We start from the raw sequence: 21,739 nt of genomic DNA on the forward strand, positions 1-21,739 counted from the left end.
AGATACCTGTAGTTTCAGCAATAAGGTATTTACATTCCGGTCGAATGATTGATCGGTACAATCGCTCCTGATAAAAACATTTATGGAAACATGAGTAATAACGTACCCGAATCCACGACTTTACTGTCCGTTACAAAACCAAAAAAAACGAATTTTTATAAAAACTTCTCAAACATGATCATCTTATTCCCCGCTCCAGCGGAAAAACCGTGAGGACAAAATGATCGACACGATGGCGACACCAATGAGGACCACGACATCCACGCCATTCTCCCAAATCGGTGTAAAATTCCAAGTCTGCCTTATTAAATGAATAACGTAATATAGCGGAAGGATGTGGGCGATAACACGTAATACTTGTGGCATCCATTCAATCGGAAAGGTGGCTCCCGATAGAAAAATCATCAAATTCAAGGCAAGTGAACTGATGGCTGAGGCAGTCCGAACGTTTTTGGCAATTGAATTGATCAACAGTCCGAACGGGAAGAAGGCGACCAGGCTTAATAGGATAGCCAACAAGGTACTTCCCAAATATTTCGGTACTTGTAAGTCGAACACAAGGAATCCAAAAATGAGAATAATTACGGCGCTGATGGTAAAAATGACGGTTCCCTGCACGGTTTGCGCCATTAACACCATCCAGGACCGCATGGGTGTGACCTGATAGCGTCGCAAAATGCCTTTTTCACGATAATTGGCCATCACCGTTCCGATTCCGAAAAATGCAGTACTCAAGATATTCACGGCAATCCAGGAGGGGATGTAAGCATTGCTGTAAGTCATCCCACCGATTTTTACGCTTCCGAACATTGCCCCGAATAACCAGATCATCAGAACCGGAAACAAAAAGGTCCAGAAAACGGCCATTTTTTCTCGAAAAAACAACTTTGTTTCCATTACCGACAGTTTCACAATTTTATTCATGTTGATCGCTCCTTTAACAGGTGGACAAACAAATCATCCAGAGTGCCTCGCTCGAAACGGAATGCGGTCACTTTCCAATCGCGTTCTTCACATTCTTTTAAAACCAGGTAGGCGGAACGCTGGAGGTCCTCTGTTTGAATTCTCACCCGATCCCCGGATTTCTCCACATGAATCACACTGGGGAGGGCGGTCAAAACATCTGGATTAATATCAGCACTCTCAAATGCCAGGTAGTTTGTCGCGAGATCCTCGAGCAACACATTCGGTTTTCCAAGTGCCCGAATTCTACCTTCGTACACCATCGCCACTCGATCACACAGCTTTTCGGCTTCTTCCATATAATGCGTCGTGACAAGGATGGTGCTTCCTTGTTCCTTCAGGGTATGGATGACTTCCCACAACTCGCGGCGTGCCTGCGGATCGAGCCCCATGCTCGGTTCATCCAAAAATACGATTTCGGGTTGATGCAAAACGGATAAAGCGAGAGTTACACGTTGTTTCCAGCCACCTGAAAGATCCTTGAAATAAGAATTGAGTTTGTCTTTCAAATGCAACTGTTCAATGATGTCCACCAGGACATGATGTGTGTCATAAAAAGAGGCAAACAGATTTAGCGCTTCCTTGACTTTCATTAACTCCTGTATGGATGTAGACTGGAACTGCACCCCGATTTTTTTATTTAATTGATAGCGGTCAGATTCCTTGCCGGGGTCATGGCCGAGTACGTGCACGTTTCCGGAATCTCTTTTTCGCAATCCTTCCAGAATCTCGATAGTTGTGGTCTTACCGGCTCCGTTCGGACCGATAATACCGAAAATTTCGCCTCTTTCGACTGCAAACGACCCCCCCTGTACGGCTCGAGTTTCCCCGTACTTTTTGGTCAAGCTTTCAACTTCAATGACATGTTTCATCTTTTTTTCTCCTTCTCTCATAAAAAATGAATCGATTTTTGCTCTTCAGTCTTGCGTCAATCATAAGAAAAAAAGCTATTCGTCTTTAAGAGATCAGTAGTCAGATGACAGATTTGCATAAACTCGTGGGTGAAATGAATTTATTACCCTTTTTACCTTATAAAATCGGTTTTGTTTTACAAAAAGGTTATTCCGGCAGCCACCCTTTGTTTTCGGCAATGGCAACGGCATCCATCCGGTTTCTGGCTTCCAGCTTCTGAATAATTTCGGAGATATAGTTGCGGATCGTAGCTGGGGAGATAAATAGAGCCTTACTGATTTCTTTGACGGAATCCCCCTTCCTTAGGTGCAACAATATCTCTGATTCTCGTTTCGTGAGTGGATTGATTTCCTCCATCATGGAAAAAGTCAGATGTGGGCTGAAGACACGCTGGCCAGCGTTAATTTTCCGCAGCGCTTCCGCCAATTCAGAAACAGGTGTATCCTTTAACAAATAACCCATTACATCTGCCTTCACTGCACGTTGCAAGTACCCGCTTCGAGCGAAGGTAGTTACGATGGCGACCCGGCATTTACTGCCTTCATCTCTCAACTTTTCCGCTACCTCCAGTCCGCTTAACAGTGGCATCTCAATATCAAGAACGGCAATATCGGCGTTTTTTTCCCGTATCAGCCGGAGAGCCTGTTTACCATTCTCGGCTTCCCCGACCATTTCAATATCTTCTTCCAGGGCAAGCAACTGGCTGACCGCGCCACGTAGCATTCCCTGATCTTCCGCAATGACAATTCTCATTGGATTCCCTCCTTCGTGATCGCCGGTTTCTTGACTTTCGGCACGATAATCGTGATTTTTGTTCCTTTTGTTCCCCCGATTGTCATTTCAAGTTTTCCCTCGATAAGCAATAACCGTTCTTTCATACCCAACAGGCCGCTGCCGAACCGGTCGTGATTTTCCTTCACAATGCCAACGCCATCATCCCTCACCTGTAGAATGTATCTCCCGGGTTCTTCTTCAAGTCGGATTGCGCAAGTGCGCGCGCCGCTGTGTTTCACAACATTGGTGACACATTCACGAAGACACAGGCTCAGGATATTTCGAATAATCGGCGGGCCCCCACCAAGTTCATCATTGCGTTCCAATTTGAATGAAATCCCGGCTGACTCGCAAATTTGGGCCGCCCGCTGGCACTCTTCGTCGAGATCGATGGACTGCATATCACTGATCAGTTCCCGCACCTGCAATAAAACAGACCTTGAAATATTCTGGACCTCACGCGCTTCTTTTGAGGCTTGGTCGGGATTCCGGGGAATCAACCGCTCCACCAATTCACCTTTCAACGTAATCAGAGATAGGGTATGACCCAACGTATCATGAAGATCACGGGCAATCCGCTGGCGCTCTTCATTTTTAATCAGTCGGGAAATTTCATCATTGGCATGTTGTAACCTCAATTTTATTTCATGTGATTTCCGGATCATTCTCACCATATAGGGCAACAAGAAAAGAATGAAAAGAATCGAATACCAACCAAGGTACAATGAATTCGACTCTCGCAAGAAATAGAACCCGGCCGACCCGGCAAAAAGCACAGCCATGAGTACAGTCATCCCAGTAATTTTGCGGTAGGATGGGTACTTGCCAATCACCAAAGCAGGATAAAAGCCGAAGCTTAATTCCCATGGGGAGATGAAGGCACCCCATAAAGCAACCGCGACTATTTGAACAATGATGAAAAAAGTTCGGTGTTTCGCATTCATAATGCTGATAAAATGAGCCGTTGCGATTATAAAAAACAAAAGATAGTTGTACCCCGTCTGTTGCGGAAAAATAATCATAGAAATCAACGGGGGAAGCAACATCATCGTTTCCCACGGGAGTCTGATGCGAGCCATTTTTAACCCCCTTTTTCATTTTGGTTTATCATACCATATGGTTTTGAGCCAGTGACCTTAACCTTTATTATTTGTTATCGAGGTTCCAGAAACTTGAGTTTGCTTCCTTCGTTTCAGCCACATCGGAACCAACCAGATCGAAAGTAAGAAGACCACCACATGCACCGGCTGTGCAATAACTCCGAATTTATCTGCAGGGGGATTAGCCAAAACATTGAGCGACGACAACAGAGTGACACCTCCGGTCAGAAGAACATAATAAACTGAAGGTCTTGCAGTTTTTTGAAGCCACTTTACGAAAATCATTGCCCCGGCGATATTTGCGATGATCGAAGCAACAGCAATGGAGATCCAATTTAACTGGGAAAACCACAGGCCAGTTACAGCACCTAACAGGTAAGCCGTGGCAACACCGGCAGCTCCTGAAATAACTCCCGCATATAAACCGACTAATAAACCTTTTCTCATTATTACTTGTGCCTCCTTGATTTATTGTATTAAAAGCATATCGAAAAGCCGGCGGAGTCCGGTAGTTATGTATATCACTTTTTTAAAATGATAAATATCATTTTTTTTGAAGGTTTTTGGGAGGACTTTTTAGGAAAAATAGCGGCAAAATCTACGGATGCCACCTTTACCCCTTTAGTAGAGGGGAAACATTTTTGTGGATGGAATCAATTGTAGTCCCACTAGCCCTTCGTTCCCCTCAGGCTTCCTCTGTAAAAGCAATAAAAATGGCCAACCAGAAAATAAAATTCTGATTGACCTTATAATACGATCTGGCCCTATTCCGGCATAAATTGGTACAACAATCGCGCCAGACTGTTGAATAATCTGCTATCTTATTTCATTTCAAGAAGTTAGAATCATAGAGTTTGATAAAAATTAGTCATTCATTTACTTGAACAACATTTAGCAGGTTAATTTTTAACATCCTGAAGAACAGCCCCCTTCCCCCAAAGCAGCTTCCGTAATGTATCGAAATTGACTAAAACCGTCCCAACAATAATCGTCAAAGTACCTATGCCTGTTATCCAAGAAATATATTCATGATAAAAGATCACACCTAATATAACGGCGATTAATGGTGAGATATACAGCCATGTAGAAGGAAAAATAGGATTTGTCCGTGAGACAAGCCAATAATAAATGCTATGGCCGATCATTGAGCCAAAAATAGTTAAATAAAGAAGTGAGCCAATTGAAACTGGGCTTAAAAGATATTCAAGCCGAATGTTCTCGGTAAAAAATGATGAAATGATTAATAAAATCCCACCATGCATCATTTGCGCTGCATTTAAAGCAATCGGTGAAGTCTTATCAAATTTTCGGATGACATGCTTCGTATAAATCGTCCCAGCTGCGTAAAAAACTTCACCCATTATAATAGCGAAACAACCAAGCATCCATAAAGGACTAATCTCAATTGAAAAACTAGGTAAGATCAAAAATGTGACACCTATGACTCCGACGACACAACCAATGAATGATGTCCGATTTCCTTTTTGTTTCATTATGAATGTCTGAATAAGTAAGATCATCATCGGACCCGTGGCAGATAAGACAGCTGCAATCCCTGATGTCACATACTGTTCTGCCCAGTACAATGTGGCAAATGTCCCAAAGGTTAAACCTACTCCTGAAAAAAACATCTCCTTCCTAAATAATAACCGTATTGCCGTTTTTTCTCTCCAAACCATTAAACTAAACAGCAGCAAACCAGCTATGAAAAAACGAAGACCAGCTGATAAAAATGGAGGCCCACCTGCATCAACACCCATTTTAATCGCTAAGAATGTTGTTCCAAAAATCAAACACATGAAGAAATAATTAATCATAATCATGTAAAACTCCTCCTCTTTTTCTATCCTAAAAGAAAGACGATAGAACAGATGGAAAAAGATAGAACAGATTAGATTAGATCGTGTTACAATCTTCTTGAATAGGAGGAATCGATGTGAGCCAAGCGATTCAAAATAGGGATTATCTTTTTATGAAAGTATATGATTATGTACTGCACCGAATAGAGCGTAATGAATGGAAAGAACATGAAAAGATTCCCTCCGTCCGGCAATTATCATCTGAATTGAATGTTCATCGATTAACAGTATTAAAGGCTTATCAATTACTGAAACAGCATGACAAAGTTTATGTAAAAGATAAAGCAGGCTATTTTGTCCAATCAAATGTGACGAAAAATCTTGAATATCTAGATCTGGACAATCCAATTGTTTCTGCATACGTACAAAAAAATCATTTATCTGAGATCCATCAATCACCTGTTTCCTATAATTTTTCTCAGGCGTTAATTGATCCAAATCTTTTGCCTAATCATTATTTTTCAGATTACGTGAAGAAAGTGTTTGACCTTTATCCAAAAGTACTTGCAACCTACTCAACTGTGCAAGGTGATTTAGAGCTGCGTGAAACACTCACTCAATATTTTATCAACCAGTATAAAACTCATCTCAATGCAGATAATCTGTTAATCACTTCTGGCTCACAGCAAGCGATTCACTTAATCGCTCAAACTTTTATTAAGCCAAGAGACGTCGTTTTAATTGAACGTCCAAGCTACAGTGCTGCGATTGATATTTTTAGAGCACAAGGAGCACAGTTTATAACGATTGATATTCATCCAGACGGATACGATTTAAATCAGGTTGAATTATATATGAAACAATATAAACCACGCCTATTTTATCTCAACCCAACATTCCATAACCCGACTGGCTACACTGTTACAGTAGAGCAGCGCAAAAAATTAGTAGAATTGGCTGAACAATATCGATGTCTATTAATTGAGGACGATGCCTATCACGACATATATTTTACTCATGCCCCACCACCGCCAATGTACACATATGATACTGCTGGGACAGTCATTTATATCCGAAGCTTTTGCAAATATATCTCTCCTGGTTTGAGAATTGCGGCTGTTATTTGTCAATCATCATTAATGAATTCACTTCTAACAGTAAAATCGTTAGCTGATAATGGTTCACCACTTCTCAATCAAAAAATCTTTCTCCATTACTTTTCATGACTAAGATTGCAGCAGCACTTGGAGAAAATCCGGATCGCCCTACAGATTCGAAAAGAAATCATGGAGGAAGAGCTAGTGGTAACAGATTGGAAATGGACCAGTCCAAAAGGAGGTCTTAATTTATGGGTGCAGCTCCCAGATAAACTTCCAACTGAATTATTGTTAACCAAAAGTATCGAACAATCTATATCCTTTGTGCCCGGTCAAGTTTGTGATCCATTAAAAAAACTATCATCTTGGATACGTCTAAGTTATTCTTACGCAAATGAAAAACAACTAAGTGAAGGGGTAAAAAGGTTTATTGCAGTGGCGCAATCTCTTTCTAAATGACGGGAGGCGTTTGGATTAAAGATAATCTGGGTAACGCTATTGCTGAGATTGTATATCATTTTACGAAATGACAGATATTTGGGGCGAAGGAACAACTTCCTGTGCTTCTAAAGATACCTTCAGGAAACCCAAAGATAATTTTAAATGACCATATTATACAAAAATAATATATAGGCTCTAGATACTAAGAATAAAGATATTAACGTTAATGAACTTAAAGAGCACGTTTTGATTGATCAAAACGTGCTGTATTTACTACTAGTATTCTTTATAAAAGGACAATATTTCTGAGGAGAAAAAGCTAATGAAGGAGCACCTGTATCATTGATTTTTACGAATAATCGTAAACAGGTTAAACAATAACCTTTTACTATGGTAAAGGGGGTCAGACCCCTCAACCTTTGTATTTTGTTAATAAGAATTGTTCTTTTACGAAATTTACAACTTCATCAGATGTACTCATTGCCAGGATCTTCTCTTTATAACCGATTGCCTCTTCTCTCGAAAGGTGTTGGATTTGTGAACGCGCAGGCAAAATTGAAGTTGCGCTCATACTAAATTCATCTAATCCTAATGCTAAAAGGAGTGGGATCGCAACTGGATCTCCAGCCATTTCGCCACACATTCCAACCCATTTGCCTTCCTTATGTGCAGCTTCAATCACATTATTTATCAATCGGAGAATGGCAGGGTGATACGGCTGATAAAGATAGGAAACGCTCTCGTTCATACGATCTGCAGCCATCATATACTGTACTAAATCATTGGTTCCAATGGAAAAGAAATCTGTTTCTTTCGCAAACAGGTCTGCCATCATTGCGGAAGCAGGAATCTCGACCATCATTCCCACTTCAATACTTTCAGAAACAGCTGTCCCCAGAGATTGAAGTTTTTCTTTTTCTTCCGATAAAATTGCTTTTGCCTGACGAAATTCCTCAATCGTAGCAATCATTGGGAACATGATTTTTAAGTTGCCGTACACGCTGGCACGCAACAAAGCCCGGAGCTGAGTGCGGAACATTTCTTGTTCTTCTAAACATAATCGAATGGCTCGGAACCCTAAAAATGGGTTCATTTCTTTTGGAAAGTTTAAATATGGCAGTTCCTTATCCCCTCCAATATCAAGAGTACGAACTACAACAGGCTTTCCTTCCATGCATTCCAATACTGTTTTATAGGCTGTAAATTGCTCTTCCTCTGTTGGAAGCTGTTCACGCCCCATATACAAAAACTCTGTACGATATAAACCAATACCTTCTCCGCCATTTTCAAGAACACTTTGTATATCTTCAGGAGTGCCAATATTTGCAGCAAGTTCAATAGGATATCCATCTGCTGAAACTGTACGTAAATTGACCAGCCTTTTCCATTCAATCTTTTGAGATTCATAGGCTATTTTTTTCTTTTCAAATTCTGTCATGATATCAGGGTGTGGGTCGATGATAACTTTTCCATCGAGCCCATCAATAATGATGATTGACCCGTTGTCAACATGATTCATTACCCCTTTAGTTCCGACTACTGCCGGGATTTCCATTGAACGCGCCATGATGGCAGAATGGGAAGTACTCCCTCCAATATTTGTTACAAACCCTTTTACATATTGGCGGTTTAATTGAGCTGTATCTGAAGGTGTCAAATCTTCTGCAACAATTACTACTTCTTCATTGATCATACTTGGGTTTGGGACATGGACGCCTAAAAGGTGGGCGATAACACGTTTTGTCACATCCCGAATATCTGTTGCCCGCTCTTTCATATATTCATTTTCCATAGATTCAAACATAGAAACAAACATATCGACAATTTCTTGGGTAGCAAATTCAGCATTTAAGCCTTCGTTAATGATTTTTTGCTCAACGGAGTTTAATAGCTCAGGATCCTCCAAAACAAGCAAATGTGCTGCAAAAATGTCTGCTTTATCAGCGCCTAATTTTTGTTGAGTATGCTCTTTTATCTCCTTAAGGTCGTTTTTGGCTTTCATGATCGCATCTTTAAATCGCTGTATTTCTAATTCTTTATCTTCTATTTCTCGTTTTTCCGTTTTTAAAACCAATTCTTCCAAACGATAAGCTTTGGCAATGGCAATACCAGCTGATGCTTTGATTCCCTTTAAAGTGATCAAGATTTAAACACCCAATCCTTGTTGTGTTATTGTCTCAGAAAGTACAGAGATCGCTTCGTCTTCATCTGAACCAGAGACAATAATTTTAAATTCAGCATCTTTAGGAATCCCTAACGACATGACACCCATTATTGATTTCAGGTTTGCACTTTTACCGTTAAACTCAATATTTATTTCTGAATCAAATTTGCTTGCAGACTGGACTAAAATAGATGCTGGGCGCGCATGAATTCCTGTACTGTCAATCACTTTAAAAATTCTTTCTTTCATTTCAACCAATCGCTCCTTAATGTCTTAATCTATTGTTGAGTACTTAAATTTAATAGAGTGATAAAGCAGGATGGGCTTTCTGATTTGAAACTGTCTTATAAAAACAGAAATCCTGGTTATACAAAAGATCACTTTGATATAGTGAGTTCGACACTTTTCAGTGTTTACATCGACCTAGCTCTATTCCTTACACGAATTCTCCATATTCGCTCCCTGTTCAAGGATATAGATGTCCCTTTTTTCGGATTTGGTGGAGTCAAGGCTGCCACATTAAACTCAGTCTGTAACCACTCAGATTCAAAATCGGGATTTCCTTTTTTCCGGTTAGTCCAAATTGATCCAAACGCTCTTAACCTCTGTATAATTGTTTAAAGCATATGATCCCATTTCACGCCCGAACCCAGACTCCTTATAGCCGCCAAAAGGTGAAGCCGGATCAGTTAAATTGTAGCAATTTACCCATACTGAACCTGCCTTCAAACGATTCGCAACATAATGTGCATTCTTTAGATTTTCCGTCCATAAACCGGCAGCAAGACCGAATGGTGAAGCATTTGCACGATCTATGATTTCATCCAAATCATCATAAGGCATTGCTGCCACAACCGGACCAAAAATCTCTTCTTTTGCTATGGACATTGTTTCATCAACATCGGCAAAGACTGTCGGCTCTACAAAATATCCTTTATCAGTATAGCCTCCCCCAGATAACATCTCTGCTCCTTCTTCTTTCCCTTTATTGATGTAATGGACAACACGGTTTTGCTGCTCTCTGGAAACAAGTGGACCCATATCTGTGTCAGGAGATAAACCGCTTCCCAGCTTGACATTCTTAGCATATGTCACTAAATCAGACACTACTTTATCGAACAATTTCTTCTGGATATATACTCTTGATCCGGCACTGCATACTTCTCCTTGGTTAGCCATGATACCTGAAAAAACTCCTGGTGTCGCTTTGCTTAGATCTGCATCCGGCAAAATGATGTTCGGTGATTTTCCACCCAGCTCAAGTGTCACGCGTTTCATTGTGTCCGCGGCTGTTTTCATAATGTACTTTCCGACAGCAGTAGAACCGGTAAATGCAATTTTGTTGACATGTGGATGTTTTACAAGTGCATCTCCCGCAGTTTCACCAAAACCTGGAACAACATTTATCACTCCTTCAGGGAAACCTGCTTCAGCTGCAAGCTGCGCAAGATAGAGTGCAGATAGTGGTGTCTGCTCAGCCGGTTTCAATACAACAGTACAGCCCGTTGCAAGTGCCGGAGCAATTTTCCAGGCAGCCATCATCAACGGAAAATTCCATGGGATGATTTGTCCGACAACACCAACAGGTTCATGGCGTGTGTAGTTGAAATATGATCCTGAGACCGGGATCGTTTGTCCAAGGATCTTGGTTGTCCATCCCGCAAAATATTGGAATTGACCTATAGCATTAGGAATATCGTTTTCCAACACTTCACGAAGCGGCTTTCCGTTATCAAGAGAGTCAATTTCAGCTAACTCTTGTTTGTTCTGCTCAATTAACTCCGCAAGTTTATACATTAGTTTTCCGCGTTCAGCTGCACTCATCTTAGACCATGGGCCATCATCGAAAGTTTTTTTGGCGGATAAAACCGCTTTATCGATATCTTCAATTTGGGCCTCACTGACATGAGCTAATACTTCTCCATTTGCAGGATTATAGGTTTCAAATGTTTTACCTGAAACAGATTCTACAAAATTTCCACCAATAAACATTTTCTTTGTACCATTTAAAAAATCTGACACCTTTTTAGATATTTTTATAGTCTGAGTCATTATAAAGGACCTCCATTTCATGATTGATTTATACTAGCCTAAAGTAGTTCGAAACAACTGGTAAGGTTTCATTATATACCCCCATCATCATCATAAAACTTATACAAGCCCTTCGTGGACCCGTTTTGAACAGATCCACTTTGTACTGGAGTGTTCTAGAAAGCCTCCTGAATAACAACGATGCTTTTGATAAAATCCTGATCTTCGCCCTGTTATTTTTGAATATTTAGATATTTACAAATCAAGAATTTCATACTTCTTTCAATGCCCTAATCGCCCTATCTAACTCGTGGTTAAAAATATAGGACCCAGCAACTAAAATATCAGCCCCGGCATCTTTACACTGCCTTCCAGTTTCAGGATTAATTCCTCCATCAACTTCAATTTTAAAGTGTAACCCTTGGTCAGAACGCCACTTTGCCACTTGCGAGATTTTCTCTATGGAAAATGGGTGAAAAGTTTGTCCACCGAAACCTTCATCACAAGTTAGCAAGAGAACGATGTCTACCAAATCCAGACAATTTCTTATGATATCAATTGGGGTTTCGAGCTTTATTGCTACTCCAGCTTTGGTACCATAATTTTTAACCTGAAGGAGTGTTTTTCTCAAATACACTGTGCTTTCAGGATGAATGATGATATAGTCTGCACTTGTTCTCAAATAGTCATCTATTAAGCGTTCAGGTTTATCGATCATCAAGTGGACGTCTAGAGGCAAGGAAGTTACTTGTCGAATGGCTTTTACAGTCGATGGCCCCCACGTCGGATTGGCAACAAATACACCATCCATAATATCAATATGAATAGAATCTGCCCCAGCCGTTTCTAAACGTTTGATATCTCTTTCCAAATTCAGAAAGTCAGCACTTAATATAGAAGTAGATACGATCAATAGATACACTCACTTTCTATTTCATTCAGCAGATTTTGGGGTGGACGTCACTTTCTTAATATAAAGGCCAATCGGTATCGTAATAACGATTAGCACAATAAGTCCGACAATTCCAAAGCGGGCTATATTGGCTAGTATGAAATCAAATACATTCCCATTCCAAAGAGCGGTTGTTTGCCCTTTAATATCGGTAGCCCCACTGTTCGCAGCAAGTTTGCTGAAATAGGGAGCAAACCAGCTTGCAATATAAAGGACTCCAATCATATTAATAACACCACTAATAATGGTCTTTAAAATGTTACCATTATGAATAATGGTCGCCATACATGTAAAGAAAGCAACAAAAGCTAAGTCACCCAGCGGCAATACTTTATTGCCAGGCAGAATCACCGCTAATATCAGTGTGATAGGAATCAACATAGTACCAACGATTTGTGTGGTTGGTAAACCTAGAGTGATCGCAGAATCTAATCCTATGAAGACTTCTTTTCCATTGAAACGCTTGTTAAAGAAACTTTTTGCCGCTTCAGAAATTGGAAGTAACCCTTCCACGATGATTTTTACCATACGGGGGAATAAGACCATAATGGCAACCACACCCATGAGTAAATTTGCTCCATCAACAAAGTTATAACCCGCCAATAAGGCTAAAATGATACCAAGTGCAGCTCCAATAATAACAGGATCACCGAACATACCAATACGTCCCTGTAAATGAGACAAATCCAGTTTTGAATTTCGCAAAAATGGTATACGGTCATATACTTTATCTAAAATGCTAAAGAGGGGGACAGTACTTGCTGCATATCCTTGTGGAATTGAAATTCCATCAACACCGAGTGTTTCTTGAACTTTTTTAGCCGAATAATCAGCTGACAAAAGCGACCAAGTTGCTTGAATCAAGCTGGCTCCAACACCTATCACAACACTGCCGGTCATCAAGTGGACAACAGCACCTGTAAAAGCATAATGAGAATAGTTAAAGATATCAATGTTCATGGTCTTCGTAAAACCAATAACTAATAAGACAAGGTTTAGAATAAACACCGCGGGAATAATAAGAGCACCGATTAATGTGGAGAAAGCAACCCCTGCCGCAGCGCCGGAACCGATATCGATAACAGTCAAGTTAAAGGAAAAACGTTCCACAATTTGGTTCACTGCCGGTTCCAGCGTATTGGAAATTAAGGAAATCGCCAAGCCTAAACCGATAAATCCGATCCCGACAGTAATACCACTGCGGATAGAGCTTAACACCCCTTGCCTTAAAACAAGACCAATTAAAATCAAAACAAGGGGGACAAACACGCTTGATCCCAGAGATAGGAAATAATCGATGACTACCATATGGACACCTCCTTATTTTAAAAGTATCTGAGTGATTTTTTCTTTCACTGCTTCTTCGTTAATCCCAACTAAAAATGGGGTTCCGACAACGATTGGCGTCTTATATTTTGTTTCATCTATTTTCATAGAGGTAACAAACAAATCTGCCTTTCCATCGTAAGAATCCAACTCATAAATCTGACATTGGGTAATCGTATAATTAATCCCTGTCCCTTCCAGAAGCTCTTCTACTTTTTTTAGAATCATAGTCGAAGTGGCCAGACCTGCTCCACATGCAATAACAATGTGCTTTTTCATCATACTTGCTCCTTTTAATTAAAGTAATTTTGCATTAAAGATGACAATTCATCTTGAGATTTAACGTTTTGAATATCTTTCATCATTTCTTGATTTTGAAAAAGCTGACTGACTTTTTTTAGAATCTCCAAGTGTTTGTTGCTATCATTTAAAATGAGTCCTATCACTAAATCCACATCAATCGGCTCAAGGTTTTCAATATTTCTAAACATAACTGGTTTCTCTGGTTTGATGACCACTAGTTTCTCTGTTTTAGAAAAAACGGCCTCCGTATGGACAATGGCCACATTCATATCACTCAATTTCAGACCAGTTGGAAATTTTTGCTCACGTTTTTTTATAGCTTCTCTAAAACCAGTCGTTACATAATCTTTCTTTTCCAGTTCATCCGCCATAAAGTCAAAGACCTCGATCTGATTAACTAAAGGCTGATTATAGAAAACCAAGTCTTCTTCCACATACATGTTGTTTCCTCCAAAGAATAGATATATTAAAGATGATGGACCTTTACTGGCCTTGGAATAAGGCGATCAGATCATCGGGTTGGTTTAGATTCTTAATAAAATGACTCTTCTCCAGACTCTCTGACTTTAAAATGATTTTATAGAGATGTCCCAGTAATTCACGAATATGGACGATATCCTTTTCCGCTACTGCCAATAATATAATTAAAGATACGTATGATTCATTGTTCCATTTAATCGGTTGTTTGGTCGTCATAATGGCAATCTTCGTTTCATTCGCCATTGATGATAGGGCGTGGGGAACAGCAACCCATCCTTGAACCAACGTGTTCCCTAGTTTTTCACGTTCGTAGACCGAAGTCCTGAAGTATTCCTTTACAACCCCGTCCTTTTCAAGCAGATGAATCATTTTATCTAAACACTCTTCTTTTGTGGCCATTTCTTCGTTTAAGAATATATACCGTCTGTTTAAATAAGTTGAAATCATGCTGGAGGCCAATTCACTATCTTCTTTTTTCTTCCTGTTGGACGAGTATTCCAGATAGTAAGAGTAAATTTTCATCAAATCCGTATCTCTAACTAATGGAGATACGTAAACAACAGGCCTGGTGACATCATCCAGTTGAACTGAAGAAATGATAAAGTCAACTTTAGATAGATCTTCATCTTTTAATTGCGGCTTCGCAATGAGCTTAAATTGTATATTGGCAGGTAAAAGATTTTTAATGCGATTGATAATCAAATCGGATGTCACGAGCCCTGTTTGGCAAACAACCAAAATTTGTGACATTTGCTCTTTCCGTTCAATGGCCACTTGGAAGTGAATGGTAATAAAGGCAATATCATCGTCCGTTAGCTTAACATCATACTTTTTTTCGAAACTTTCCATTACGTACCATATGATTCTAAAAATAACACCATAGTTACCTTTAATTTCATCTAATAAGGGGTTATAGACGTAGATGTCTGATTTGAGTCTATAAATCATAGGAAACACATGGTAAATAAGTGAGTCGTAAAGTTTGTCATCAGCAGTTAAATCGATGTCTATTGCTTTGCTTACATCTGCAATCATTTGCTGAACGTCCTTAGAAAAGAGTTTCTCAATGTATTTGTTATTCACTTTGACCTCTATACGATGTGCCAGCAATTGATTACTGATATATCTGTGCTCTAATTCTGTATAATGAAAGCCCAGGTGAGAAGAAATGCTATGGCAAATTTCGACTGCTAATGGATAGTTTGTTAAATATTCGGTCCCCTCCAACTGTATGTCGGGTAAATCATGTAAATGAAAGCCCCGATAGGAGCGCTCCGTTAGTATCAATAAGGAAATAAAAAGGGACTTCAAGTATTGTTCGGAAATACTGAGATCCAATACTGCTACTAATTCCTGCATGGATTGAAAAACTCTATTTATAACATCTTTGTCGAATAGGCGTTCAAGTATTTTGGCATAAGAAGATAAGGAGTAATGATGCATCTCTTGTTCTATCAAATAATAAGCCAGACGCTTGATTGTTTTTTGGATACCAATCTCTGTTCCTTGAACCCGTGTACCTTTAACATCTGAAATGAGTCTTACTTCATCATCCATGAAGCTTCGAATCCGATCTATGTCTTTAATAATCGAAGTCGTACTGATAAAGAGATCTATTGATAAAGACTGGTAGGTGACCGTCTTATTTTCTATTAACAGCCGTTTTGTGATTAATACTTGCCGATCCAATGACGAATAACTAGTGGATTCATCTGCCTTTACTTTATTGATCATATGATGAATGAAATTTTCTGATGAAGTGATGTCTCCACGAAGCTTAATGCCTTGATTCGGTTTTTTATCAATGACAATATCAAAAATTTTAAATAACCCTTCCAGCTTTGCCAGGTCATTAAAGATGGTTCGCTCTGATACGTTTAAAAAATCAGCATAATATTTAGCAGGATAATATTTTTCATTTTTAGACAATAATTCAATCAATTTTGCTTGACGCGCTGTTATATCAAACAATATTGACACTTCCCCATTTAATGTAGTTACAGTTTCATTACTATTCTTACATTCATTTGTCTGGAAAAATAGTATTGATATTGATAGAACATACAGGCCTTATTAAAAACTGGCATTCTTGTTTAATGCCTTTTCCTGCCCCAAAGATCATTCATACCCCGGTTATTCACCGATGATTTTAATATGACATGTACGATCTCTCTTACGAATTTGGTCCCAGTCGATAAAATAGATATAGCCTACTAATCCAATTTGTAATTCTCCATTTTCGATTACAAAAGTTTCGCTTGCGCCAAGAAGCGTGCTTTTTAGATGAGCATCTGTGTTCAGCATAGTATAGGCGTCCGGACTAATTTTTCCTTTAAAGTCTTCTAATCCAACTTTAATATGGTTTGGTCCTGGATGATAATATTGTCTTTCCGATGTGCAGCGCGGAATTAACTTATCCAAAAGGTTGTTTAAGTCCACTTGCAGATATTCATAGCCATAGTAGTTTGTATCGTGCGATAATTCTTCGAAAATAACCGAACATGTTGTATGGGGAGAAGCGACGACACAAATACCTTCTCTAATCTCACTTTTTGCCACATGTTCTCTTACTTGCTCGGTAATTTCATGATAGGTTACCCGGTCGCCGTGAGATGTAAGAGTCAACTTTCCAGAATAAACCGTCATAATTACTTCCTTTCTTTTTGATGAAGGGCTACTGCCTGTATCATTCTTTTCATCATTTCTTTGGGATTCTCAGCTTTAACGATGCCGCTCGTTACACCAACACCATCGGCTCCAAGTTGCAACAGCTCAGCAACGTCCTTTTCTGAACGAATCCCAGCTCCTTGTTCCACTAAAATGGCAGGGTTAATTTCTTTTATTTTTTCAATTGTTGATGTCACATAGACCCGATCACTCATTTGATCCCGGCCAATAAGTTCCGTTGGTTCCGCCAAGACAATATCTGGTCCTAATAGTGCCATAGCTTGACCTTCTGAAATGGAGTCAGCACAGGCGATTGTCAGCAATCCAACTTCTTTTGCCCGCTGTATTGTGCTGGCAAGGATTGAAAATGGTATAGGCTTATCAGCATGATTCACGACAACTGCTTGGACACCAATCTGCTTTAAAGATTCCGGGAGCACTCGTCCCATTGAGTCGCCAGGTACAATGTTATCCATATGTTGTGACGTGACAATTAGATTTGGACACTCTTGAGCGATTATTGCCAATTCTGTCAAAGGAGCTGTAAACAAGATATCTATACGATGCTCTTTGGCTAATTGATCAGCATAATGAGCCAAATCCATCAGGGGCTTCCCGAATAAAAAACTTTTAGGATTGACAACAAAAAAAGGTGCTTTCATTTTCTTTCTCGACAAATCTACTGTCATCCTTTCCCAGTCAGATACCAACTGTTTGAGTGTTAAAGACATTGTAGTAATGATCAAGAACTGATTCTATACCAGTACGCAGATGTTCTTGAACTTCAAAATAATCCCGCTCTTCAGCCGATAGATTCCTAGTGGAAGCATTCATTAAATCGGTAAAGATATTGATTTTTACAATTCTATCTAAAGCGCAGCGCCTTAGGTTTGCATCTCCGGAAGAAGATCCGCCGTGCAATACAAGAGGGACTGGTACGACCTGAGAAATTTCCTTTAGCCTGTTAAAGTTAATCTCTGGTGTTCCAACATAATTTCCATGTGCAGTACCGATAGATATAGCCAGAGAATCTACATTGGTTTCCTCATAAAATTGTTTTGCGTCTTCTGCAGTAGTATAAAAGGATTCCGTATGCTCGTGATTTTCGTAGTTTTCTCCTGCCCCAACGTGTCCAATCTCTGCCTCTACAACAACTCCCCTTGGGTGCGCATACTCGATTATTTCTTTTGTCTTGCGGACATTTTCTTCAAAGGGATCTTGAGAGGCATCAATCATCACAGATGTAAATCCAAGATCAACTGCTCTTTTGACAAAGTCTATATCTTGGCCGTGGTCCAAATGGAGTACTACGGGAACACTAGCATGATGTGCATAATGCTTGCCAAGCAGGGAAGCTTCTTCCAAACTCATCACTTCACTGTGAGCTTGAGCAAATGAGATGATAAGCGGCAGCTGTCGTTTTTCAGCCACAGTCATATAAGCACGTAAAGTATTCTGATCTACAAAATTCGTAGCTGGAATAGCAAATCGTTTCTTTAAGGCGATGTCAAACAATTCTTTTGATGTAACTAGCATTGTTTTCCTTCCACCCTCCTTTGTATATTGAAATATCTTAAATTAAAATTATCATGTAAACGCTTACTAGTCATTTTGTTTTAGTTCCATAATAATGATGAAAAAAAAAATGTCTCACTCTTTGAGGTTGCAACAATTATATTTATGAGGTCATCCTCTGAAAACAGGCATAGACATCGATGGAAGAAACGCCAAAAATAGTGGGAATTTAATTACATGAGGGTTTCTGGAAAGGGCGTGAACACCGGGGATCTCTATGTAAAGGGTTTGAAATCACTGTAGAAAGACAGGATTGATCATCTGAAAAATGGAGCACAAAAAAAACAGGCCCTGCATACAGGGCCTGTCATTGGCAAGCACTTAAGCTTTTTGAACATTCGTTGCTTGTGGACCACGTTGTCCTTGTTCAACGTCAAAAGTTACACTTTGACCTTCGTCTAAAGATTTGAACCCTTCTCCTTGAATCGCTGAGAAATGAACAAATACATCTTCTCCTGCTTCACGTTCGATGAATCCAAAACCCTTGTCTGCATTAAACCACTTAACTGTACCTTGTTCCATAATTGTTGCCTCCTGGTGCGGTTATCGCACTTTTGTTACTATCCTTGCTCAAATACCTTAGACGAAAACCAAATCACTTCTCAATCTGCAAGAGCAAAAATAACTCCTCTTAAGAGTAACAGATATGTCTTAAAATAGCAAATTTTTTGACGTGAATTTTTTATAAAGGTAATGAGTCTTTGTCTTCAAATCAAAGTGCCTCCACCTATAAGCTTATCACTTTAAATCGGCCCGCACCAATCTTGGAGATCAGATTCACTCGGAACAGTTCGGACTAGCCGTCATGACTGGCCTTTAAATTATACGTAATGTGAACTTTTACAAACGAAATGAATTATGAATCAATGATATTGGGGCTTTAGAACTTTTTCATATAAAGTCTGTTCAAGCTACTGAAGTCAATCCTCCCGGCAAGACAAACAATAAGCTGGCAGCTGCAAAAAGACTATTCGTATAGCGAAACTGATCCCTTGTATTGGTTGTAATATTGGCAGGAAGTGGGTCACTGTTTGCACAACTAGGTGGGTCACATTAAAACTTGGGGACCTTGGACAAAAGAGGTTGAAGGCTTTTAGGAGCTTATAACCAAGTTTTATCTTTTCGGTCTGTATAAGAAAGTCCCAATTCTACTCATTGCTGCCGGAAATCCTACTACAGTAGGAACAAGGTATCTAAAAGTGGTTCATTTTAAATTCAGGCGGGTTATTCGAACTGCAGAAACAGCCCCGACTCATTTGTGATATTAAAAGATTGTCAAAAATATGCTAAACTATTCACTAAATAAGCAATAAATTATGATAATTATACTTATACAGATTTTATATGTGCTTTTGAAGGAGACAAGCCAATGAATGTAACGATTGTCCGAGCAATGGATATTCTTGATCTTTTCATTGTTCACCCGAAATTAAGCTTGACTGAAATCATTCAGCTTTCAGGCAGACCCAAAACTTCAACATTAAGAATACTGCAATCATTTGAGACTATTGGTTTTTTGGAAAGAGACAACAATGGAGATTATTCCCTCGGGTTGAAGATTCTACAACTGGGACATCTGGTTTCGGAAAGGTTAGATATCAACCAGATTGCTATGCCGACAATGGAGGAGCTATATCAAAAGACAGGAAAAACCATCATGTTATCCCTTCTGCAAGGGGATAAAGTGATTACGGTTGCATCTTTGGAAACTGAGCATCCGATTAAGATAGGTTCAAGTATCGGTAGACAGACGCCCCTTTACGCTGGTTCTCCTGCACGGATTATTTTAGCTTTCCAGCCAGAGAAAAAGCAAATAGCATACTTAGACAGCATCTCCCTCCAAAAGCTTGCGTCCAATACAATTACAGATAAGGATAAGTTATGTGAAGTTTTAAAAAACAACGTTAAAGACCAATATGTCCTCAGCCATTCAGAAGTCAATGATCATACGACAGGATTGTCCGCGCCGATCTTCAATCATAAAAACGAGGCATTCGCAGCCATCACCATTGCGGGAATCACTGCGGACTTTACGGAGAAGGAAATACCGAAACTTATTGAGGAGGTTCAAGCTGCGGCTTTTGCCATTTCTTCGAAGTTCGGGTATCATGGCACTTTTTAAAGTATCTATCCAATGAAAAGACGCTTCCAATCTCTCAGACTGGAAACGTCTTTTTAACGATTAAGAAAGTGTAATTCGAATGATGATTTGATTTGTCCAGCTCCAGGCGCACGGCGATTGTCAAAAGTTTGTACGTCGCTGGACGGCGCCTTGCGGCTTTCTTCATGTATCAATCTGTATTCATCACAGGATGCAGCTCAAGAAACTTCGTGTTGAAATCCCCACTCACAAACGTTTGATTTTCCAGCAACTGCAAGTGAAAAGGGATCGTCGTGTGCACTCCTTCAATGATAAATTCCTCGAGTGCACGTTTCATTCTCGCAATGGCTTCTTCCCTTGTAGAACCGTAAGTAATCAATTTCGCAATCATGGAATCGTAGTAAGGAGGGATCGTATAACCAGGGTATACGCCCGAATCCACACGTACCCCCATCCCTCCTGGCGGCAGGTACATTTCAATTTTTCCTGCAGATGGCATGAAGCCTTTCTCCGGATTTTCGGCGTTGATCCGGCATTCTATGGACCAGCCATTGAATTCCACTTCTTCCTGCTTGACGGAGAGCTCTTTCCCTGAAGCTACATATATTTGCTCTTTAATCAGATCAATTCCTGTCACCATTTCTGTCACAGGATGTTCAACCTGGATGCGTGTGTTCATTTCTATGAAATAAAACTCCTGATTTCTATGGTCGAAAATGAATTCAACCGTTCCCGCACCAGTATAATCAACAGCCTCCGCCGCTCTTACAGCCGCCTGTCCCATTTTTGCACGCATAGTCTCATTGATTGCAGGTGACGGGGTTTCTTCCAACAGCTTTTGCAGCCTCCGCTGAATGGAACAGTCTCTCTCTCCCAAATGGATGGTGTTTCCGTGGGTATCTGCCAAAACCTGAATTTCGACATGACGGAAATCATCGATATATTTTTCAATATATACCCCGGGATTTCCGAATGCGACTGCTGCCTCCTGCTGGGTAATTTCAATTCCTTTGACCAATTCTTCTTCTGTTTTGGCCACCCGGATGCCTCGGCC

The 21,739-nt window shown here is 39.9% G+C and carries 20 protein-coding genes and 1 pseudogene; 2 read left to right on the plus strand and 19 right to left on the minus strand.

Annotated features, from left to right (window positions below; all coding sequences use genetic code 11):
- Nucleotides 1–183: 183 nt before the first annotated feature.
- The 6 genes from C509_RS0108625 to C509_RS0108655 form a co-directional block, all read right to left on the minus strand.
- Nucleotides 184–924, minus strand: a complete 741-nt coding sequence (locus C509_RS0108625; RefSeq protein ID WP_018706524.1) for an ABC transporter permease — start codon at nt 922–924, stop codon at nt 184–186.
- Nucleotides 921–1,835: an ABC transporter ATP-binding protein gene (locus tag C509_RS0108630; protein WP_018706525.1), complete on the minus strand. Its 915-nt coding sequence runs from the start codon at nt 1,833–1,835 to the stop codon at nt 921–923. The genes C509_RS0108625 and C509_RS0108630 overlap by 4 nt, the downstream gene beginning before the upstream one ends.
- 187 nt (nt 1,836–2,022) lie before the next feature.
- Entirely contained in the window at nt 2,023–2,628 is a 606-nt protein-coding gene (locus C509_RS0108635) for a response regulator transcription factor (RefSeq protein ID WP_018706526.1), read from the minus strand.
- On the minus strand, nt 2,625–3,728 hold the full coding sequence (locus C509_RS23680; RefSeq protein WP_018706527.1) for a sensor histidine kinase: 1,104 nt from the start codon (nt 3,726–3,728) through the stop codon (nt 2,625–2,627). The genes C509_RS0108635 and C509_RS23680 overlap by 4 nt, the downstream gene beginning before the upstream one ends.
- A gap of 57 nt (nt 3,729–3,785) precedes the next feature.
- Nucleotides 3,786–4,196: a hypothetical protein gene (locus tag C509_RS0108645; RefSeq protein ID WP_018706528.1), complete on the minus strand. Its 411-nt coding sequence runs from the start codon at nt 4,194–4,196 to the stop codon at nt 3,786–3,788.
- A gap of 452 nt (nt 4,197–4,648) precedes the next feature.
- Nucleotides 4,649–5,572: a DMT family transporter gene (locus C509_RS0108655; protein WP_018706530.1), complete on the minus strand. Its 924-nt coding sequence runs from the start codon at nt 5,570–5,572 to the stop codon at nt 4,649–4,651.
- 149 nt (nt 5,573–5,721) lie between these two features.
- Between C509_RS0108655 and C509_RS24735 the strand changes: the two are divergent.
- A pseudogene (locus C509_RS24735) lies at nt 5,722–7,104 on the plus strand (aminotransferase-like domain-containing protein).
- A gap of 394 nt (nt 7,105–7,498) precedes the next feature.
- Here C509_RS24735 and ptsP read toward each other — a convergent pair.
- From ptsP to C509_RS0108720, 12 genes are all read right to left on the minus strand, one after another.
- Entirely contained in the window at nt 7,499–9,229 is a 1,731-nt protein-coding gene (gene ptsP, locus C509_RS0108665) for a phosphoenolpyruvate--protein phosphotransferase (protein WP_018706533.1), read from the minus strand.
- A 3-nt stretch (nt 9,230–9,232) separates the two neighbouring features.
- A complete protein-coding gene (locus tag C509_RS0108670) occupies nt 9,233–9,499 on the minus strand; it encodes a phosphocarrier protein HPr (RefSeq protein WP_018706534.1) in 267 nt (88 codons plus the stop codon).
- Between the two features lie 324 nt (nt 9,500–9,823).
- Nucleotides 9,824–11,302, minus strand: coding sequence for an aldehyde dehydrogenase family protein (locus C509_RS0108675; protein WP_018706535.1), 1,479 nt, complete (start codon nt 11,300–11,302; stop codon nt 9,824–9,826).
- A 250-nt stretch (nt 11,303–11,552) separates the two neighbouring features.
- The gene (gene rpe / locus C509_RS0108680) at nt 11,553–12,194 is read right to left on the minus strand and encodes a ribulose-phosphate 3-epimerase (protein ID WP_018706536.1); all 642 of its coding nucleotides are present in this window, start codon (nt 12,192–12,194) and stop codon (nt 11,553–11,555) included.
- Nucleotides 12,195–12,215: 21 nt separating this feature from the next.
- On the minus strand, nt 12,216–13,541 hold the full coding sequence (locus tag C509_RS0108685) for a PTS galactitol transporter subunit IIC (protein ID WP_018706537.1): 1,326 nt from the start codon (nt 13,539–13,541) through the stop codon (nt 12,216–12,218).
- A 12-nt stretch (nt 13,542–13,553) separates the two neighbouring features.
- On the minus strand, nt 13,554–13,838 hold the full coding sequence (locus tag C509_RS0108690; protein WP_018706538.1) for a PTS sugar transporter subunit IIB: 285 nt from the start codon (nt 13,836–13,838) through the stop codon (nt 13,554–13,556).
- A 14-nt stretch (nt 13,839–13,852) separates the two neighbouring features.
- Nucleotides 13,853–14,302: a PTS sugar transporter subunit IIA gene (locus C509_RS0108695; RefSeq protein ID WP_018706539.1), complete on the minus strand. Its 450-nt coding sequence runs from the start codon at nt 14,300–14,302 to the stop codon at nt 13,853–13,855.
- A gap of 43 nt (nt 14,303–14,345) precedes the next feature.
- Nucleotides 14,346–16,313, minus strand: a complete 1,968-nt coding sequence (locus tag C509_RS0108700) for a BglG family transcription antiterminator (protein WP_018706540.1) — start codon at nt 16,311–16,313, stop codon at nt 14,346–14,348.
- 162 nt (nt 16,314–16,475) lie between these two features.
- Nucleotides 16,476–16,988 carry a YjbQ family protein gene (locus C509_RS0108705; RefSeq protein ID WP_018706541.1) on the minus strand — a complete coding sequence of 171 codons (513 nt, stop codon included), beginning with the start codon at nt 16,986–16,988 and terminating at the stop codon, nt 16,476–16,478.
- 2 nt (nt 16,989–16,990) lie between these two features.
- Entirely contained in the window at nt 16,991–17,740 is a 750-nt protein-coding gene (locus C509_RS0108710; protein ID WP_245542452.1) for a triose-phosphate isomerase, read from the minus strand.
- Nucleotides 17,709–18,545 (minus strand): class II fructose-bisphosphate aldolase, encoded by an 837-nt coding sequence (locus C509_RS0108715; protein ID WP_018706543.1) that lies wholly within the window; start codon nt 18,543–18,545, stop codon nt 17,709–17,711. Before C509_RS0108715 ends, C509_RS0108710 begins: the two co-directional genes overlap by 32 nt.
- A gap of 360 nt (nt 18,546–18,905) precedes the next feature.
- Nucleotides 18,906–19,106: a cold-shock protein gene (locus C509_RS0108720; protein WP_018706544.1), complete on the minus strand. Its 201-nt coding sequence runs from the start codon at nt 19,104–19,106 to the stop codon at nt 18,906–18,908.
- A gap of 847 nt (nt 19,107–19,953) precedes the next feature.
- On the opposite strand from C509_RS0108720, the gene C509_RS0108725 reads away from it, so the two are divergent.
- Nucleotides 19,954–20,706, plus strand: a complete 753-nt coding sequence (locus C509_RS0108725) for an IclR family transcriptional regulator (protein ID WP_018706545.1) — start codon at nt 19,954–19,956, stop codon at nt 20,704–20,706.
- Between the two features lie 169 nt (nt 20,707–20,875).
- Here C509_RS0108725 and C509_RS0108730 read toward each other — a convergent pair.
- A partial coding sequence (locus C509_RS0108730) for an ATP-binding protein (RefSeq protein WP_018706546.1) occupies nt 20,876–21,739 on the minus strand: 864 nt, incomplete at its 5' end.

The sequence above is a fragment of the Siminovitchia fordii DSM 16014 = CIP 108821 genome (genome assembly GCF_000374565.1).
Classification (GTDB): Bacteria; Bacillota; Bacilli; order Bacillales; family Bacillaceae_C; genus Siminovitchia; species Siminovitchia fordii.

What these genes read in the sequence shown, in the direction of transcription:
- C509_RS0108625 (WP_018706524.1), bottom strand. Translation starts at nt 924, where the DNA reads ATGAATAAAATTGTGAAACTGTCGGTAATGGAAACAAAGTTGTTTTTT.
- C509_RS0108690 (WP_018706538.1), bottom strand. Translation starts at nt 13,838, where the DNA reads ATGAAAAAGCACATTGTTATTGCATGTGGAGCAGGTCTGGCCACTTCG.
- C509_RS0108725 (WP_018706545.1), top strand. Translation starts at nt 19,954, where the DNA reads ATGAATGTAACGATTGTCCGAGCAATGGATATTCTTGATCTTTTCATT.
- C509_RS0108705 (WP_018706541.1), bottom strand. Translation starts at nt 16,988, where the DNA reads ATGACGGTTTATTCTGGAAAGTTGACTCTTACATCTCACGGCGACCGG.
- C509_RS0108685 (WP_018706537.1), bottom strand. Translation starts at nt 13,541, where the DNA reads ATGGTAGTCATCGATTATTTCCTATCTCTGGGATCAAGCGTGTTTGTC.
- C509_RS0108670 (WP_018706534.1), bottom strand. Translation starts at nt 9,499, where the DNA reads ATGAAAGAAAGAATTTTTAAAGTGATTGACAGTACAGGAATTCATGCG.
- C509_RS0108675 (WP_018706535.1), bottom strand. Translation starts at nt 11,302, where the DNA reads ATGACTCAGACTATAAAAATATCTAAAAAGGTGTCAGATTTTTTAAAT.
- C509_RS0108695 (WP_018706539.1), bottom strand. Translation starts at nt 14,302, where the DNA reads ATGTATGTGGAAGAAGACTTGGTTTTCTATAATCAGCCTTTAGTTAAT.
- C509_RS0108630 (WP_018706525.1), bottom strand. Translation starts at nt 1,835, where the DNA reads ATGAAACATGTCATTGAAGTTGAAAGCTTGACCAAAAAGTACGGGGAA.
- C509_RS0108720 (WP_018706544.1), bottom strand. Translation starts at nt 19,106, where the DNA reads ATGGAACAAGGTACAGTTAAGTGGTTTAATGCAGACAAGGGTTTTGGA.
- C509_RS0108715 (WP_018706543.1), bottom strand. Translation starts at nt 18,545, where the DNA reads ATGCTAGTTACATCAAAAGAATTGTTTGACATCGCCTTAAAGAAACGA.
- C509_RS0108635 (WP_018706526.1), bottom strand. Translation starts at nt 2,628, where the DNA reads ATGAGAATTGTCATTGCGGAAGATCAGGGAATGCTACGTGGCGCGGTC.
- C509_RS23680 (WP_018706527.1), bottom strand. Translation starts at nt 3,728, where the DNA reads ATGGCTCGCATCAGACTCCCGTGGGAAACGATGATGTTGCTTCCCCCG.
- C509_RS0108655 (WP_018706530.1), bottom strand. Translation starts at nt 5,572, where the DNA reads ATGATTATGATTAATTATTTCTTCATGTGTTTGATTTTTGGAACAACA.
- C509_RS0108645 (WP_018706528.1), bottom strand. Translation starts at nt 4,196, where the DNA reads ATGAGAAAAGGTTTATTAGTCGGTTTATATGCGGGAGTTATTTCAGGA.
- C509_RS0108710 (WP_245542452.1), bottom strand. Translation starts at nt 17,740, where the DNA reads ATGTCTTTAACACTCAAACAGTTGGTATCTGACTGGGAAAGGATGACA.